Genomic DNA, 14,877 nt, shown 5'->3' with positions numbered 1-14,877 from the left:
CACCTCATGCTCAAAGCAATTATTAACACGCTGCTGTCTATTTGTTTGCTGGCTTACCCTGTATTGGTGTATCTCGGTTTATCCCAAGGATATAGTCAACAAATCATGTGGCTGTTATTGGCTTTGCTTATTATTCGTGCCGCTTTGAGCTTGCGTATTCAAGTGCTGGGTGGCTGGCTATTACCCACTTCCGTGGCAGGCGTTATTTTAGTGGCCAGTGCCTTAGTCAGCGCACAGCCTCAGCGACTGCAATGGTATCCGGTGATTGTTAATCTTGTTATGGCGGCAGCGTTCGCTTATACACTGGTGCATAAACCCAGCATGATAGAGCGCTTTGCAAGACTGCGCGAGCCACAATTAAGCGACCAAGGCGTGCGTTACACCTATCGAGTGACGCAAATATGGTCCGTTTTCTTTGTGCTCAATGCGGCGCTTGCTGCCTACACCGTGCTACTAGAAGATATGGTGCTTTGGACTGTGTACAATGGCTTAGTCGCCTATATAGCGATGGGCATTTTGGGTGGCGGTGAGTTTGCTTATAGAATGTGGTTAAAGAGCAATGGACAGCTTAAATAAGTTAATCGACCTATTGGCGCCAAATTGTGCCAGTGACGAGAACGCCTTCATCACTGCTGATACACTGATTAAGCGTATCAATGCGTTCAGCGCGCATTATAAGAAGCTAGATATGAGCACAGCGGTGGTGCTGTATCACAGCGACAGCGTTGAATTTTTTATCCGCCTCATGGCGTTAGCACAAACCCCCATAGACATTATCTTACCGCCCAATGCGCAGCCGCAGACCTTGGCAAAAATGCGTCAGCTAAGCGCATTTTTTTGCGGCGAACACAGTGCAGCCTCTGAAGGCGGGTTTAGCTATATTGATGAGGTGCTCGACGATACGTCCAGCTCATTATTGGCCGAACAGCGCAATGACAATATCTATTGGCCGAATGATAAAATAAGCGGCCGGTTGATCTTCTTTACCTCAGGAAGCAGTGGCCCCGCGAAAGCCATATACAAAACCTGGACAGCGATAAATCGCGAGCTCAACACACTCGAGCAAACCTTTATGGCTCGCCTTGCTACTGACTCACCACGGTTTGTGGCTATGGTGTCCCATCAGCATATTTACGGTTTACTTTTTAAAGTATTATGGCCTGCCCGTTTCGGCCATTGCTGGCACGGACCAATGTTCCACTATCCCGAGCACCTAGCGCAGTATATTGATTCCCAAGCGCCTAGCAACTGGGTACTGATTGCCTCCCCAGCGCAGTATTCGCGGTTAGTGCAAGATAATGTCCTCGTTGGCAAGCGCAGCAATCTCGCAATGCTATTTTCTTCCGGTGGACCGCTAGAGGACAGCGATGCAACACAACTGTATCAGCAGTTCGAGCGCGCCATTATCCAAGTGTATGGCAGTACAGAAACCGGTGGCATTGCTTATCGCCAAGTCAGTACCAGCGGCGCAGTGCCTTGGCAGCCATTCCCAGGTGTTGCCTTGGGGCGTCACAACGGACAACTAACACTAAAATCGCCATTGTTAGACGAGCCAATGTGCTTAGATGACAAACTTCAGCTGTTAAGCAACGGCGAGTTTATGCTTTTAGGGCGCGCCGACCGCACTGTTAAAGTGGCGGAAAAGCGGGTGAACTTGGTGGGTATGGAGGCCCGGCTACGTGCTCACCCTTGGGTCAAGCATGCGGCCATTATGCAGTTAAGTACGGGTCGCCTCGGCGCGCTTGTGGTGCTCACTCGCGAGGGCCTAGAACAGTTCGAACAATGTCCGCGTAAACATATTAGCCAAACCCTAAAAGTGCACCTTGGTCTAGAATTCGAAGCGGTCTGTTTGCCGCGTAAATGGCGCTATCTGCAAAGCTTACCCTACAACTCACAAGGCAAATTAGTGCCCAGTGAACTGGAGTCGTATTTTGACTGATTTTAAAGTCACTCACCCCGATATTGTTGGCGTTGATGAGCAAGCGGATGAGGTATTGCTAACCTTATCGCTTGCGCCCCAGCTTGATTACTTTAAGGGCCACTTTCCCGATGCGCCGATTTTGGCCGGGGTGGTGCAACTGGATTGGGCCATCCACTATGGACGCAAATATTTTGGCTACCATAATGCGGTTGAAAATGTCGAAGTCCTCAAGTTTCAGGTGGTCATGACCCCAGGGCTGGAAGTGACCCTAGCGCTTGAGAAAAAAAGCGAGCATAAGTTCACTTTTCGGTATTATTCGCACAAAGGCCAGCATGCCAGCGGTCGTATTGTGTTTGCGAGTGACGCATGAAACTGTGCATTGTGATCCCCAACTATAACCATACGCAGGTGATTGCCGATGTCATTGCTGAACTTGAGCCTATGGGCCTAGATATTGTGATGGTGGATGATGGCAGTGCAGTTTCAGCACAGCGTTATTTGCAGCAGTTAAACGAGCGCTTCGATTGTTTACATTTACTTAGGCATCAGGTTAATGGTGGCAAAGGCGCGGCGGTGCAAACTGGGCTGCGCTGGGCTTATGCTCAAGGGTACACTCATGCCTTGCAAGTAGACGCCGATGGTCAACATTGTTTGGCCGATATGCAAAAGCTTATCGCTAAAGCCAAGGCTCACCCCCATTGCCTTATCAGCGGTCGTCCGGTGTATGATGAGTCGGTGCCCAAGCATCGCTATTTAAGCCGCTATATCACCCACTTTTGGGTGTGGGTAGAAACCCTGAGCTTGTCGATTAAAGACTCCATGTGTGGCTTTCGTGTTTATCCACTGGCCCCGTGTATTGCCTTGTTTGATAGCCGTGCCTTGGGGACGCGTATGGATTTTGATATTGAGGTCATGGTGCGTCTGTATTGGCGAGGTGTTCCTTCGCTGTTTATCGATACCCAGGTGATCTATCCAGAGCAGGGCGTATCACACTTTCAGCCGCTGCACGATAATCTCAAGATTAGCTGGCTGCATACGCGATTATTTTTCGCCATGCTGCCTCGGCTACCTAAGTTATTGCTGCGCAAACCCAGGGTAGACTCATGAGCCATACACATTGGTCGAAAATGCAGGAACGCGGCAGTTACTGGGGCATGCAGTTTTTATTGGCGGTCTATAAGCTCTTTGGTCGCAAGGTGCTGTGGGTGTTTCTTTTTCCTGTGGTGTTTTACTTTTATCTTACCGGGGGCAAGGCGCGCGCAGCCTCAAAGCAGTACTGGCAGAATTTACATAGGTACAACAGCACTCAGCCACCGTGGTGTTTTAGCACCGGGCTGAAACATTTTTGTACCTTTGCCGATAGCGCCTTTGATAAAATAGATGCTTGGCTAGGTCGCATTAGCCCAGCGCAAATCAATTACCGTAATCAGCATTTGTTTGATGATTTAGTGGCGCATAAGCAAGGGGCTATTTTTATTGGCTCCCACCTGGGAAACTTGGAGGTGTGCCGGGCGTTAGGTATGCGCCATAGTCACTGCGTAATCAATGTGTTGGTGTTTACCTATCATGCAGTGGAGTTTAACCGCACCTTGCAACGCATTAACCCCAATGTCTCAGTTAACCTTATCCAGGTAAGTGAACTCGGCCCGGACTTGGCAATTTTACTGAAAACCAAGGTTGAGCAGGGGGAGTTTGTGGTTATCGTCGGTGATAGAACCAGCACCACGGCAATCGGGCGCGTGCAATATTGTCCCTTTTTAGGCCGCTCCGCGCCGTTCGCGCAAGGGCCTTTTATTTTAGCTGCGCTACTGGAGTGCCCCATTTATTGGCTATTTTGCATGCGCAACGGACGCAGCTTTGATGTGCACTTTAACAAATACAGCGACGGCTTGTCGTTACCGCGCAAGAGCAGGCAACAGGCGCTGGAGAAAATAATCCAAGATTACGTGCAGGAGCTAGAGACTGTTGTGCAGCAGTACCCTTACCAATGGTTTAATTTTTTTGATTTTTGGCAGCGTGATGAGCACAGCGCGCGCCACAAGGAGAGCTAATTCGTGTCTAGCCGTCAAACGATTCATTTCGGCGAAAAGCCGTTGCGCATTGAAGATATTGTCGCCTTTGCCCATGCTTCAGTGAATGCAGAGATCAGCACCTCAGCGCATCTGCAGCGCAAGATTGATGCAGGGGTTGCGTTTTTAGATCAACTCCTGGAAAAAGAGGGCGTCATTTACGGGGTGACCACTGGTTATGGCGATTCGGTGACCGTTGATATTCCTCTGGATTTGGTGAAAGAGCTGCCGCTGCATTTAACCCGCTTTCATGGCTGCGGCTTAGGCGCACACTTCAGTGCTGCGCAAACACGGGCGATTCTTGCGACCCGTTTAGCATCACTGACGCAAGGCTACTCAGGTGTTAGCTGGGAGCTGTTGCACTTACTGCGCGATATGATTAACCACGACATTTTACCGCTTATCCCGCAAGAGGGGTCGGTGGGGGCCAGTGGCGATTTAACGCCTTTGTCTTACGTGGCCGGTGCTTTAGTTGGTGAGCGTGAGGTACGCTTTAACGAGCAAGTAATGAGCGCCCAAGAAGCATTTGCACAAAGCGGCTTAACGGCGATTACGCTACGTCCTAAAGAAGGCTTAGCGATGATGAATGGCACAGCGGTGATGACCGCAGTGGCCTGTCTTGCTTTTGAGCGTGCCAGTTATGCCGTAAAGCTAGCCACTCGTATTACCGCCTTGAGCTCTATCGCCCTTAAAGGCAATAGCCATCACTTTGATGAGATTCTATTCTCGGTGAAACCGCACAGCGGCCAACAGCAAGTGGCAAAATGGATCCGAGACGATCTCAACCACTATAGCCACCCCCGCAATGCCGACCGCTTACAAGATAGATACTCTATTCGCTGCGCGCCACATATTATTGGCGTGTTGGCCGATAGTTTGCCGTGGTTCCGACAATTTATTGAAAATGAGCTGAACTCTGCGAATGATAATCCCATTATTGATGGTGAAGGGGAGCATGTGCTGCACGGCGGGCATTTCTATGGCGGCCATATCGCCATGGCCATGGACAGCATGAAAAATGCGGTGGCTAATTTAGCCGATCTTGCCGACCGGCAAATAGCGTCCTTGGTGGACACCCGTTATAACAACGGCTTGCCCAGTAATCTCAGTGATGCCCAACAGCAGCGCCGCTATATTAACCACGGCTTTAAAGCAGTGCAGATCGGCGCATCGGCGTTTACCGCCGAGGCGTTGAAGTTAACCATGCCAGCGAGTGTTTTTTCCCGCTCCACCGAATGTCACAATCAGGATAAGGTGAGTATGGGCACCATCGCCGCTAGGGATTGCCTGCGGGTGTTGGAGTTGACCGAGCAAGTGTTAGCATGCACGTTGTTGGCGGCAGTGCAAGGTCTGCGGCTGCGTATTCAGCGCGGCGAGTTGCAACAAAGCGCGCTCAGCGAAGACATAGCGAGCATGTATCAAGACATCAGTGGCTATTTTGCTAATCTCGAAGAAGACCGGCCACTGGAGAGCACCCTGCGGCAAACCGTCGAGTACATTCAAAACCAGCGTTGGACCCTTTATGAATAATAAAAATACGCTATTGAGCGCAACCGTTGATATTGAGATCCCATTTCACGATTGCGACCCAATGCAAATTGTTTGGCATGGTAATTATGCCCGCTACCTTGAGGTTGCGCGTTGTGAGTTGTTGCGCAAATTCGATTACGACTATTTGCAAATGCGCGATTCTGGTTATGATTGGCCTATTGTCGATATGCGTATTAAGTACGTAGGCTCGGCCTCTTTTACGCAGTGCATTCGTGTAGAGGCTTACCTAAAAGAATATGAAACACGGCTGAAGATTGACTACGTGATCTTCGACAGTGCCTCGAATAAGCGCCTCACTAAGGCCTATACCGTGCAAGTAGCGGTCGATAGAGCCACTCAAGAGATGCAATTTGTGTCACCACGTATTATCGGTGACAAGCTAGCGCAGGTACTATCGTGAGTAAGTGGCTATCGGTGTTGATGATGCTGTGCTCCTTTATGGCTGCGGCGCAGCAAGGGCAGTTTGAGCAACATAAGCACTTCGCTGGCTTTGATAACGCCTTTGTCAGCACCGGCAGTTATCGCCTCACGGCGCAGCAACTTTGGTGGCACACCCAAACGCCGATAGAAAATGTACTGCGTATTGATAGTGAGGGCGTGTTCGAGCGCCAAGGTGAGGATCAGTTTGTTAAACAGGCGCAAAGTGGTGCTTATAGCTCCTTATTACAGGCACTATTACAGCAGGACCCGCAGCAACTGGCGCAGTTTTTTATTAGCGAACCTGCGACCCGGCCCGAGCGGATTGCCGCCAAGCCTTGGTCGTGCCTTAAACTGTTGGCGCAAAGCCAAGAGTTAAAAAGCTTGTTCACGCACCTTGTCAGCTGCCAAGACAACCAACAGCAGGTGCGTTTTATTGGCTTGTATGAGCGAAAAGGCACTCGCACTGAAATCATCCTTACCCCTAATGGAGCGACGCAGTGAGCAGCTGGGCAAGGTCTGTAGGCATCGTACTGTGGCCCACCTTCCTGCTGCTTTGCACAGTAGCGGTGTGGACACTGAAAGAAGTGCGTATCAGTGCTGATATGATGGCCTTATTGGAGCGCCAGCCCACCCAAGCTCTCGATGCGCAGTTTTATAGCGCGCAACAGCAGCTATCAAGTACGGCGCAAAACCAGTTGGTGTTTTCCTTCAGTGGAAAAACGGCGGTCAATGCTTACCATGAGCTGGCGCAACAACTGCAACAACACCCGTCGCTTAAGGTTAAAGTACAACCGACACTTAAGCGTATCACCGAGTTCTACCAGCCTTATCGTGGTGCGCTCATGAGCGAGGGCTATCAACAAGCGCTGCGCTCACCCACGGCCTTTAGTCACTATGCTCAGCGGCAATTATCGCAGACTGCCTCACCTTGGTTATCAAGCAGTATCAGTGATGACCCATCCTTAGCAACCTTTAGCTTTTTAGACACCTTTGCAACAGGTCAGCAATTAGGGCTCGTCGATGGTAAGTTACAATGGCGTCAAGGAGATAAGCCTCCCGTTTGGCTGCTGGTCAGTGAGGTGACGACGACAGCAACAATATGGCAAAACAATGCCCTGGCAGCGGAGCTTGTAAACGCGGTTCGTACGCTTCGCCAAGCCCACCCAGAAACCGAGATTGAATACTCTGGAGTGCTATTTCATAACAGTGAAAACGCGGAGCAAGCGCAATGGGAGATGAATCGCTTTGGCTTGGCGAGCCTGGTGTTACTCGCTGTTTTTGTATTGCTCGCCATACGCGGCGTTTGGCCACTGTGGGTGAGTTTATTAACCGTAAGCAGTGCAGTGCTCGCAGGCGCGCTAGCGCTTTTATTGCTGCGCCAACAACTGCATGTGTTGAGTTTAGTGTTCGCCACGACGTTAATTGGTGTCGCCATCGATTACGCGCTGCATGCGCTGAGCGACAGAGCCAAAAAAAGCAATAGCTACAGCGTAGCACTGAAACGTGGGTTATTGCTGGCTCTTGGCTCGACAGCACTCGGCTACTCCTGCTTTTTCACCGCGCCGATGAGCTTATTGCAAGATGTCGCTATTTTTATTGTTGCTGGATTGTGCGGCGCTTGGTTTTTCGTGCGCTTTGTGGTGATCCGCGCCCAGCGACCTACGCAATTACGCCCCTTGGCACTGAGTACTGCTGATTGCGCATTAACCTTGTTTGCTCGACTGCGCCGGCGCAAAGGTGCCATCGCTTTGACTCTTGCGGGCGTGAGTGGCCTGTTGCTGAGTGTGCAATGGCCACAAGTCAACGATTCTATCGCCAGCTTTAATGCAAGCTCAGCGCAGCTTATGCAAGCGCAAAAGCGCCATCACTTGTACTTAAATGGTGATGGGCCAACGTTTCAGGTGCTAGTGCGAGGCGAAAGCATCGAGCAGTTATTAATAAACGAAGAGCGCGTGCGCAGTTTTGTGCAACTGCATCAAGGGCGATTTCAGGGTCTCAGCGTGGCCCTGCCTAGCCAGCAAAGCCAACAACAGGCTTTAACTCTTTATCGCCAGGCGCAGCAGCAGGGACGGTTTAGCTTTTTGGCGCAATTACGCGGCGCCGCGCTACCAGCGGATGCCAATACCCTGTTGAGCTATGAGCAGTTTGCTCAAGGGCCACTGGCCGATGTATTTCTTGCGCCTATCAAACAAGGCCCATATTTTTATTCATTGAGCACCGTCAGCGCGCTTGAACATGCCTCGCTGAGCGGTTATCTGGCAGAGTTTGAAGATATGCAGTTGGTGGATGTGCCCGGCCAGCTGAGCGCCATGTTAGCGCACTTTCATCACAGTATTCATTGGGCTTTAGCGCTCGCAGTCCTGGCCATAGCCATTGTATTTATCGCGTTTTTTGGCCTGCGCAGAGGGGCTGCCATGGTTGCTTGGTTGGCGCTAAGCGCGTTGCTGGTGGTAACCCTTATTGCGGTCGTTATGCCCCTGTCGGTATTTCATACCTTGGGGCTTATCCTAGTGTTAGCGTTAGCTGTTGATTATTTTATTTTTTATCAGCAATCAGGGCGCCAGCCGACCACCTTTGTTGCCATTAGCCTGTCAGCGTTGTCGTCCTTGGCGGTATTCGCGATGTTAGTGTTTTCGAATACCCCCGCTATCAGCCAATTTGGTGCTGCCGTGCTGATCGGGCTTATTGTTGTTTACTGGGTAGCGCCACTAAGTATTGAGAATAAAAATGATAAATCAGACTGAACAGGCGGACGTTGTGGTCATCGGTGCTGGTCCCTCTGGGGCGTTAGTCAGTGCCTTATTGCGCCAGCGTGGTTGGCACGTAGTGGTGCTTGAAGGTCAGCATTTTCCGCGCTTTTCCATTGGCGAGAGCCTACTGCCGCAATGCATGGCCTACCTTAGCGAAGCCGGCATGGACGAGGTCGTGGACAAGCATGCCGAAGAGCTGGGTTTTCAGTTTAAAAATGGCGCCGCGTTTCATTATCAAGGAACTGATACCGCTATCGACTTTACCGACAAGTTCTCTGCAGGGCGTGGCACTACTTATCAAGTCAAACGTGCAGCGTTTGACAAGTTGCTCGCCGATACCGCACAAGCCCAGGGGGTGGAAATTCGCTACGGCCATCGAGTTGAAGCGCTGCAAGAACATGATGAGCATATCGAACTGTCTGTGGCCAGCGCGCAGCAAAGCTATCGGCTGCAAGCGCGATTTGTGCTCGACGCCAGTGGCTTTGGCCGGGTGTTGCCGCGCTTACTTGAGCTAGAGCGCCGCTCTAGTTTGCCCACAAGAACGGCCTACTTCTGTCATATCAACGACCATATCAGCGCCGCAAATTTTGATAGAAACAAAATTTTAATTTCCGTGCACCCGCAGCATCGCGACATCTGGTATTGGCTTATCCCTTTTGCCGATGGTAGCGCCAGCTTAGGGGTGGTGGGTGAGCCCGAGTACTTTGATGAGGCCCTCAGTGAGCAGCAAAACTTATGGCGCCTGGTAGGCCAAGAGCCGAATCTAGCAGCGTTGCTTGACTCGGCGCAGGCAATCACTGATACCCAGCGCTTAGGCGGCTATTCTGCGGATGTCAGTCGCTTGTATGGCAAGCGCTATGCGTTATTGGGGAATGCTGGGGAGTTTCTTGATCCGGTGTTTTCATCCGGGGTGACGATTGCGTTGAAATCGGCGTCATTGGCAGCGCCAGTCGTCGATGGCTTTTTGCGTGGTGAAAAAGTGGATTTTGACAAAGATTTTGCCCAACCACTTAAACAAGGGGTAGAGTGCTTTAAAACCTTTGTCCTCGCTTGGTACGATGGCCGCTTTCAGGATGTTATTTTTTACCCACAGCAGCGCAGTGATGTGCGGCGCATGATCAGCGCCATTTTGGCAGGCTATGCCTGGGATGAAACTAATCCCTATGTGGCACAAAGTGAGCGTCGTCTTGATGTGCTTGCGACCCTGTGTAACATGGAAGCTCAATAATGCGGGCTGTATGGATAATTATTGTCACCGTGTTATCGGCCTGTACTACGGTGCCAGAGCGCAACGCCAAAAGCGTTGACTTGGCCGCTGGGGTGAGCTTCGATATGGGTGTTGCCCCGCCGTCATTACATCAGCAACAGTGGCAAAAAAAGCTGACTTTTTCTCGGGCTGAGCGCAGTGCTACACTACTGAGCCAACTGGCCGTTAATCAAAGCGGTGAGCTGCGCTTAGTGTTAACCTCGGGGGCAGGTATCCCGCTGTTGTCCATGGCCTTTAGTGATGATGAGAAAATCAGCGTAAGCACTCAGTTAGCCACGCTGCCGATTGATCCGGAGTACATTTTGGCCGATGTGCAGTTGGTGCATTGGCCGATGCAGCAACTCAAGGCGCAGTTAAAAGGGGCGCAAATACAGGAATTCCAGCGCGGCGCGACCCGAGTGAGGGAAATTAAACGTGCTCACACGCTATTACTGCGCATAGAGTACCAAGGCGCCACAACAACGTTAACTAATTATATGCACCAATACCAAATTATATTTACCGAGGTGGGGTTATGAACGCCTGGTTAAACGACCTCGCGCTTGTCAGCGCATTAGGAGCGGATACCAGTGCCCATCTCGATGCCCTTAGCGGCGAACAGCGCAGTGGTTTGGCTCAAGTCGCTGGGCTAGATAATGAGGGCATGACCCCCTACTTAGGTCAGGTCGCCAATTTGCCCCTTGATAGCACCGGGCGTAATAACGCCATGATAGACCTTGCTTTGGCGCAATTAACTAATACCTTAGATAAGCTGCGCAGCCGCGTTGCAGCGCATCGTATTGCCGTAATCATCGGCACCAGCACCGCTGATATTTATGATGGTGAGCGTGCTCGAGCTCAGCAAGCCCGCCTTGGTAGCTGGCCGAAGCATTATCACTACCACCAGCAATCATTGGATGCCCCAGCGCAGTATATTCGCGATAAGCTTGCCTTAGAGGGGCCATGCTACAGTATTTCCACCGCCTGCAGTTCCAGCAGTAAAGCACTGAGCAGCGCCAAAGCGATGTTACAAGCAGGGCTGGCTGATGCGGTCATCTGTGGCGGCGCAGACAGTTTATGCCAATTGACCGTCAATGGCTTTAAAGCACTGGCATCGACCAGCGCCGGGATTTGCCAGCCTTTTGCTCAGCAGCGTGATGGCATTAATATTGGCGAAGGTGTGGGTTTATTCGTTATGACTCGTTCAGCGGATTTTGGCTCAGCGCGCTGTGCGTTATTAGGCTGTGGCAGTAGCTCCGATGCGTACCATATGTCTGCACCCGAGCCGCAAGGTCAAGGTGCCATAGCGGCAATGCACCAGGCGCTGGCCGAGGCGGCTTTGACAGCCACTGATATTGATTACATCAACGCCCACGGTACTGCAACGGTAAAAAATGATGCCATGGAAGCTCGGGCCATTGCCGATGTCATCGGCGCGCAAACGCCGGTGAGCTCCTCGAAGCATCTTACCGGCCATACCTTGGGTGCTGCCGGCGCAATAGAGGCTGGATTATGTTGGCTGCTGATAGAGCAGCAACGTTTAGGGAAGACCCTAACGCTGCCATATCATAGCGGCTACGCCCTTGATGCCTCCTTGGCGACAATTAATCTTGTACAACAACCCACCCGGGAACGGCCGAAAACATGTATGAGTAACTCTTTTGCTTTTGGCGGCAATAACGCCAGTATCATTATTGGAGAAATAGCGTGACCAATAACCATCGACCTATAAGCGAATTGCTGGCGCATCGCCCTCCCATGGTGTTGATTGATGAGCTGATTTCGTTTGATAGTGACAGCGCCCATTGCCAAGTGACCATTACCCCAGACAGTGCTTTTTACCAGCGTGATATCAATGGGGTGCAAAGTTATATCGGCAGCGAATACATGGCGCAGAGTATCGCCGCCTATGCCGGTGCTCACGATTGTCAGCACCAGCGTGGTGTTAAAATTGGCTTCTTATTAGGCAGTCGAAAAATTCGCTGTTTAAAGCCTGTCTTTAAGCTTGGCAGCACACTGGATATTTATGTCACGCAAGTGGTGCAGGACGAGTCCGGGCTCAGTGTTTTCGACTGCGCCATTGAATGCGATAACGAGCGTTATCTCGAAGCCAAAATTAATGTATTTCAGCCTGCCGACCCGATGAAGTTTATTAAGGAAAACCAATGAGTAGAGCGATTTTAGTCACCGGTTCAAGCCGAGGTATAGGCAAGGCCATCGCGCTGGCCCTTGCCGAGCAAGGGTTTGACATTATCTTGCATTGTCGCACCCAGCGTGAGCAAGCTCAAAAAGTCAGTGAGCAAATCCAAGCTATGGGCCGTAGTGCGCGAGTCCTGTGTTTTGATGTCACCGATAGAGACTCAGCACGCCAAAGCATAGAGCAAGATATTGCCGAACATGGTGCTTATTATGGTGTGGTGTGTAATGCCGGAGTCACGCGTGACACCGCCTTTCCGGCGATGACCGACGATGAATGGGACACGGTTATTAGCACTGGCTTAGATGGTTTTTATAATGTTGTCCGCCCGGCGGTTATGCCAATGGTCAGTGCCCGTCAGGGTGGGCGTATTATTACGTTGGCTTCGGTATCGGGCATCGCTGGCAATCGTGGCCAAGTGAATTACAGCGCCGCCAAAGCAGGGATCATCGGTGCTACAAAAGCATTAGCGCTGGAATTGGCAAAACGTAAAATCACCGTCAACTGTGTCGCTCCCGGGTTGATTGCCACGGAAATGACCGAGCAGCTCGATACCAAGGAGCTATTAAAACATGTGCCGATGCGGCGTATGGGCAATGTTGAAGAGGTCGCGGCAACGGTGTCATTTTTAGCCTCTGATCCGGCGGCGTACATTACCCGCCAAGTTATTTCAGTCAATGGTGGGTTAGTGTAATGAAACGGGTTGTGGTTACAGGGATGTCTTGTATTACGGCGCTAGGGGATGACTGGCCGAGCCTGCGCAGTGCGCTTGAGAAGGGCGACAACGCCGTTAAAGTGATGGAGCAATGGCAAGATGTAGCTGATTTGAATACCAAATTAGCGGCGCCGGTGACGCACTTTCAGCGCCCTAGCCACTATAAACGTAAGATGGTGCGCTCTATGGGCCGCGTCGCATTGATGGCCACGGTGGCCACCGAGCGGGCATTGGCGCAATCAGGCTTGCTTGAGCACCCGGCGCTTACCAATGGCGATACCGGCATTGCCTATGGTTCGTCAACCGGCTCAACGCCGCCGCTTATTGCCTTCGCTGATATGATGAAATCGGGGCAGATGAGTGGGGTGACGGCAACAAGCTATATTCAGATGATGGCCCATACGGCGCCGGTTAATATTGGCGTGTTTTTTGGTATTAAAGGCCGGGTGATCACCACGAGCTCCGCCTGTACCTCGGGCTCACAGGGCATTGGCTATGCCTATGAGGCCATTAAGTTCGGTCGACAAAAAGCCATGGTTGCCGGTGGCGCCGAAGAGCTCTGTGTGACCGAGGCCGCCGTATTCGATACCTTGTACGCCACCAGTTGTCGTAATGACGCACCTAAGCAAACGCCTCGGCCATTTGATAAAGACCGCGATGGGCTAGTGATAGGTGAGGGTGCGGGAACACTGATTTTAGAAGAGTACGAGCACGCCAAAGCACGTGGTGCGACTATTTATGCGGAAATCGTCGGTTTTGGTTGTAATTCCGATGGTGAGCATGTGACCCAGCCGACCAGCGATACCATGCAAACGGCGATCACTATGGCCCTTGATGATGCCCAGCTCAATGGCGAACAAATAGGCTATGTTAACGCTCACGGCACATCCACCGATCGCGGTGACATTGCCGAATCTCATGCCACCTTTAATGCCCTTGGCCGTAAACCCATTAGCTCGCTCAAAAGCTACCTAGGTCACACGTTAGGCGCGTGTGGTGCCATCGAGGCGTGGGCCAGTATCGAAATGATGCGTGAGGGGTGGTTTGCGCCTACCGTTAACCTTGAGAGTGTTGACCCACAGTGTGCACAGCTGGATTATCTGCGCCAGCCAACCAAATTACAGTGTGACTATGTCATGAGTAATAACTTTGCGTTTGGTGGCATCAACACATCCCTGATTTTTAAGCGCATGCCATGAGCCTGATAACGCGGTGCTTTGCGTTTATTTTAGTGCTGTACAGCGCTTCGAGTGTCAGTGCAGAGCTTGAGCTTGGGGCGGGGATATTTCATGCAAATATTCCGCTTTATATCGGTGCCCGTGAGTCAAAAAGCTACACGTTGCCGGTGCCTTACGTACGCTATCGCTCTGAACGCTTAAACCTTGATAGGCGCAGCGCCACCGGTTACTTATGGCAGCATAATAACTGGCATTTGGACATCTCTGCCACCGCTGGAATTGCAGTAGACAGCGGTGAGAGTAAAGCCCGCGATGGCATGGATGATTTGGACTGGGTGTTCGAGTTGGGCCCAGCATTGGATTATTATGTTGTCGGCCACTATAACCAACCTAGTTATTTTAAGCTTGGCGTGTTTACCCGTAAGGCACTGGCAACGGATTTCACCAGTATTGATGATATTGGCTTTAAGGCGGGACCTTATGCCCAGTGGCGGCAGCGGTTGTGGCAACAAGAAGCACAAAGCATCACGTTAACCAGCCGCTTGGCAGTTAATTATGCTAGTTCACAATACGCCGACTACTTTTATGCAGTGCCAACGGCGGCCGCTAATTCCCTGCGCAGCGAATACACCAGTGGCAACGGATATGGCGGTGAAGAAGTGTCATTGGGGTTAAGCTATGACTCAAGACGCTGGTGGTTTGGCGGGTTTGTAAAGTATTATCGCATCAAGGATGCAAAGTGGCGTGATAGCCCATTGGTGGAGCGCAACCACAGTGTTGCATTTGGCTTTGGGTTGGCATGGAAGTTCTATAACAACAGAGGATAAGAA

16 protein-coding genes are annotated in these 14,877 nt (G+C 51.3%); all 16 read left to right on the top strand.

Going from position 1 to position 14,877, the window contains the following annotated elements:
* The first annotated feature begins 6 nt into the window (after positions 1-6).
* The 16 genes from MHM89_RS05160 to MHM89_RS05085 are packed head-to-tail and all read left to right on the top strand — an operon-like array spanning position 7 to position 14,874.
* Positions 7-576 carry a hypothetical protein gene (locus tag MHM89_RS05160; protein WP_152441665.1) on the top strand — a complete coding sequence of 190 codons (570 nt, stop codon included), beginning with the start codon at positions 7-9 and terminating at the stop codon, positions 574-576.
* Positions 560-1,939: an AMP-binding protein gene (locus MHM89_RS05155; RefSeq protein WP_239408271.1), complete on the top strand. Its 1,380-nt coding sequence runs from the start codon at positions 560-562 to the stop codon at positions 1,937-1,939. The genes MHM89_RS05160 and MHM89_RS05155 overlap by 17 nt, the downstream gene beginning before the upstream one ends.
* The gene (locus tag MHM89_RS05150; protein ID WP_045979919.1) at positions 1,932-2,291 is read left to right on the top strand and encodes a thioester dehydrase; all 360 of its coding nucleotides are present in this window, start codon (positions 1,932-1,934) and stop codon (positions 2,289-2,291) included. The genes MHM89_RS05155 and MHM89_RS05150 overlap by 8 nt, the downstream gene beginning before the upstream one ends.
* Complete coding sequence (locus MHM89_RS05145) at positions 2,288-3,028, top strand: glycosyltransferase family 2 protein (RefSeq protein WP_130146918.1); 741 nt, start codon at positions 2,288-2,290, stop codon at positions 3,026-3,028. Before MHM89_RS05150 ends, MHM89_RS05145 begins: the two co-directional genes overlap by 4 nt.
* Positions 3,025-3,972, top strand: coding sequence for an acyltransferase (locus MHM89_RS05140; RefSeq protein ID WP_239408270.1), 948 nt, complete (start codon positions 3,025-3,027; stop codon positions 3,970-3,972). The genes MHM89_RS05145 and MHM89_RS05140 overlap by 4 nt, the downstream gene beginning before the upstream one ends.
* Positions 3,973-3,975: 3 nt before the next feature.
* Positions 3,976-5,520, top strand: a complete 1,545-nt coding sequence (locus tag MHM89_RS05135; protein WP_045979922.1) for an aromatic amino acid ammonia-lyase — start codon at positions 3,976-3,978, stop codon at positions 5,518-5,520.
* Positions 5,513-5,941, top strand: a complete 429-nt coding sequence (locus MHM89_RS05130; RefSeq protein WP_239408269.1) for a thioesterase family protein — start codon at positions 5,513-5,515, stop codon at positions 5,939-5,941. Before MHM89_RS05135 ends, MHM89_RS05130 begins: the two co-directional genes overlap by 8 nt.
* On the top strand, positions 5,938-6,462 hold the full coding sequence (locus tag MHM89_RS05125; protein WP_239408268.1) for a hypothetical protein: 525 nt from the start codon (positions 5,938-5,940) through the stop codon (positions 6,460-6,462). Before MHM89_RS05130 ends, MHM89_RS05125 begins: the two co-directional genes overlap by 4 nt.
* Positions 6,459-8,705, top strand: coding sequence for a hypothetical protein (locus MHM89_RS05120; protein ID WP_239408267.1), 2,247 nt, complete (start codon positions 6,459-6,461; stop codon positions 8,703-8,705). The genes MHM89_RS05125 and MHM89_RS05120 overlap by 4 nt, the downstream gene beginning before the upstream one ends.
* The gene (locus tag MHM89_RS05115; protein ID WP_239408266.1) at positions 8,689-9,939 is read left to right on the top strand and encodes an NAD(P)/FAD-dependent oxidoreductase; all 1,251 of its coding nucleotides are present in this window, start codon (positions 8,689-8,691) and stop codon (positions 9,937-9,939) included. The genes MHM89_RS05120 and MHM89_RS05115 overlap by 17 nt, the downstream gene beginning before the upstream one ends.
* Positions 9,939-10,496 carry a DUF3261 domain-containing protein gene (locus tag MHM89_RS05110; RefSeq protein WP_239408265.1) on the top strand — a complete coding sequence of 186 codons (558 nt, stop codon included), beginning with the start codon at positions 9,939-9,941 and terminating at the stop codon, positions 10,494-10,496. The genes MHM89_RS05115 and MHM89_RS05110 overlap by 1 nt, the downstream gene beginning before the upstream one ends.
* Positions 10,493-11,668 carry a beta-ketoacyl-ACP synthase gene (locus tag MHM89_RS05105; RefSeq protein WP_239408264.1) on the top strand — a complete coding sequence of 392 codons (1,176 nt, stop codon included), beginning with the start codon at positions 10,493-10,495 and terminating at the stop codon, positions 11,666-11,668. The genes MHM89_RS05110 and MHM89_RS05105 overlap by 4 nt, the downstream gene beginning before the upstream one ends.
* Entirely contained in the window at positions 11,665-12,126 is a 462-nt protein-coding gene (locus MHM89_RS05100; protein ID WP_130146902.1) for a hotdog family protein, read from the top strand. Before MHM89_RS05105 ends, MHM89_RS05100 begins: the two co-directional genes overlap by 4 nt.
* Positions 12,123-12,848, top strand: coding sequence for a 3-ketoacyl-ACP reductase FabG2 (locus MHM89_RS05095; RefSeq protein ID WP_022943861.1), 726 nt, complete (start codon positions 12,123-12,125; stop codon positions 12,846-12,848). The genes MHM89_RS05100 and MHM89_RS05095 overlap by 4 nt, the downstream gene beginning before the upstream one ends.
* Complete coding sequence (locus MHM89_RS05090) at positions 12,848-14,068, top strand: beta-ketoacyl-ACP synthase (RefSeq protein ID WP_239408263.1); 1,221 nt, start codon at positions 12,848-12,850, stop codon at positions 14,066-14,068. The genes MHM89_RS05095 and MHM89_RS05090 overlap by 1 nt, the downstream gene beginning before the upstream one ends.
* Entirely contained in the window at positions 14,065-14,874 is an 810-nt protein-coding gene (locus MHM89_RS05085; protein WP_239408262.1) for a MipA/OmpV family protein, read from the top strand. Before MHM89_RS05090 ends, MHM89_RS05085 begins: the two co-directional genes overlap by 4 nt.
* Positions 14,875-14,877: the final 3 nt, after the last annotated feature.

The sequence above is a fragment of the Pseudoalteromonas sp. CNC9-20 genome, assembly GCF_022347875.1.
Taxonomy (GTDB): Bacteria; Pseudomonadota; Gammaproteobacteria; order Enterobacterales; family Alteromonadaceae; genus Pseudoalteromonas; species Pseudoalteromonas ruthenica.
The sequence above is the reverse complement of the archived record's forward strand: the minus strand, read 5'-3'. Positions and strand labels throughout refer to the sequence as shown.

Excerpts from the sequence above, each read along its gene's own strand:
- MHM89_RS05160 (WP_152441665.1), top strand. The coding sequence starts at position 7 with ATGCTCAAAGCAATTATTAACACGCTGCTGTCTATTTGTTTGCTGGCT.
- MHM89_RS05155 (WP_239408271.1), top strand. The coding sequence starts at position 560 with ATGGACAGCTTAAATAAGTTAATCGACCTATTGGCGCCAAATTGTGCC.
- MHM89_RS05145 (WP_130146918.1), top strand. The coding sequence starts at position 2,288 with ATGAAACTGTGCATTGTGATCCCCAACTATAACCATACGCAGGTGATT.
- MHM89_RS05140 (WP_239408270.1), top strand. The coding sequence starts at position 3,025 with ATGAGCCATACACATTGGTCGAAAATGCAGGAACGCGGCAGTTACTGG.
- MHM89_RS05130 (WP_239408269.1), top strand. The coding sequence starts at position 5,513 with ATGAATAATAAAAATACGCTATTGAGCGCAACCGTTGATATTGAGATC.
- MHM89_RS05115 (WP_239408266.1), top strand. The coding sequence starts at position 8,689 with ATGATAAATCAGACTGAACAGGCGGACGTTGTGGTCATCGGTGCTGGT.
- MHM89_RS05110 (WP_239408265.1), top strand. The coding sequence starts at position 9,939 with ATGCGGGCTGTATGGATAATTATTGTCACCGTGTTATCGGCCTGTACT.
- MHM89_RS05105 (WP_239408264.1), top strand. The coding sequence starts at position 10,493 with ATGAACGCCTGGTTAAACGACCTCGCGCTTGTCAGCGCATTAGGAGCG.
- MHM89_RS05095 (WP_022943861.1), top strand. The coding sequence starts at position 12,123 with ATGAGTAGAGCGATTTTAGTCACCGGTTCAAGCCGAGGTATAGGCAAG.
- MHM89_RS05090 (WP_239408263.1), top strand. The coding sequence starts at position 12,848 with ATGAAACGGGTTGTGGTTACAGGGATGTCTTGTATTACGGCGCTAGGG.
- MHM89_RS05085 (WP_239408262.1), top strand. The coding sequence starts at position 14,065 with ATGAGCCTGATAACGCGGTGCTTTGCGTTTATTTTAGTGCTGTACAGC.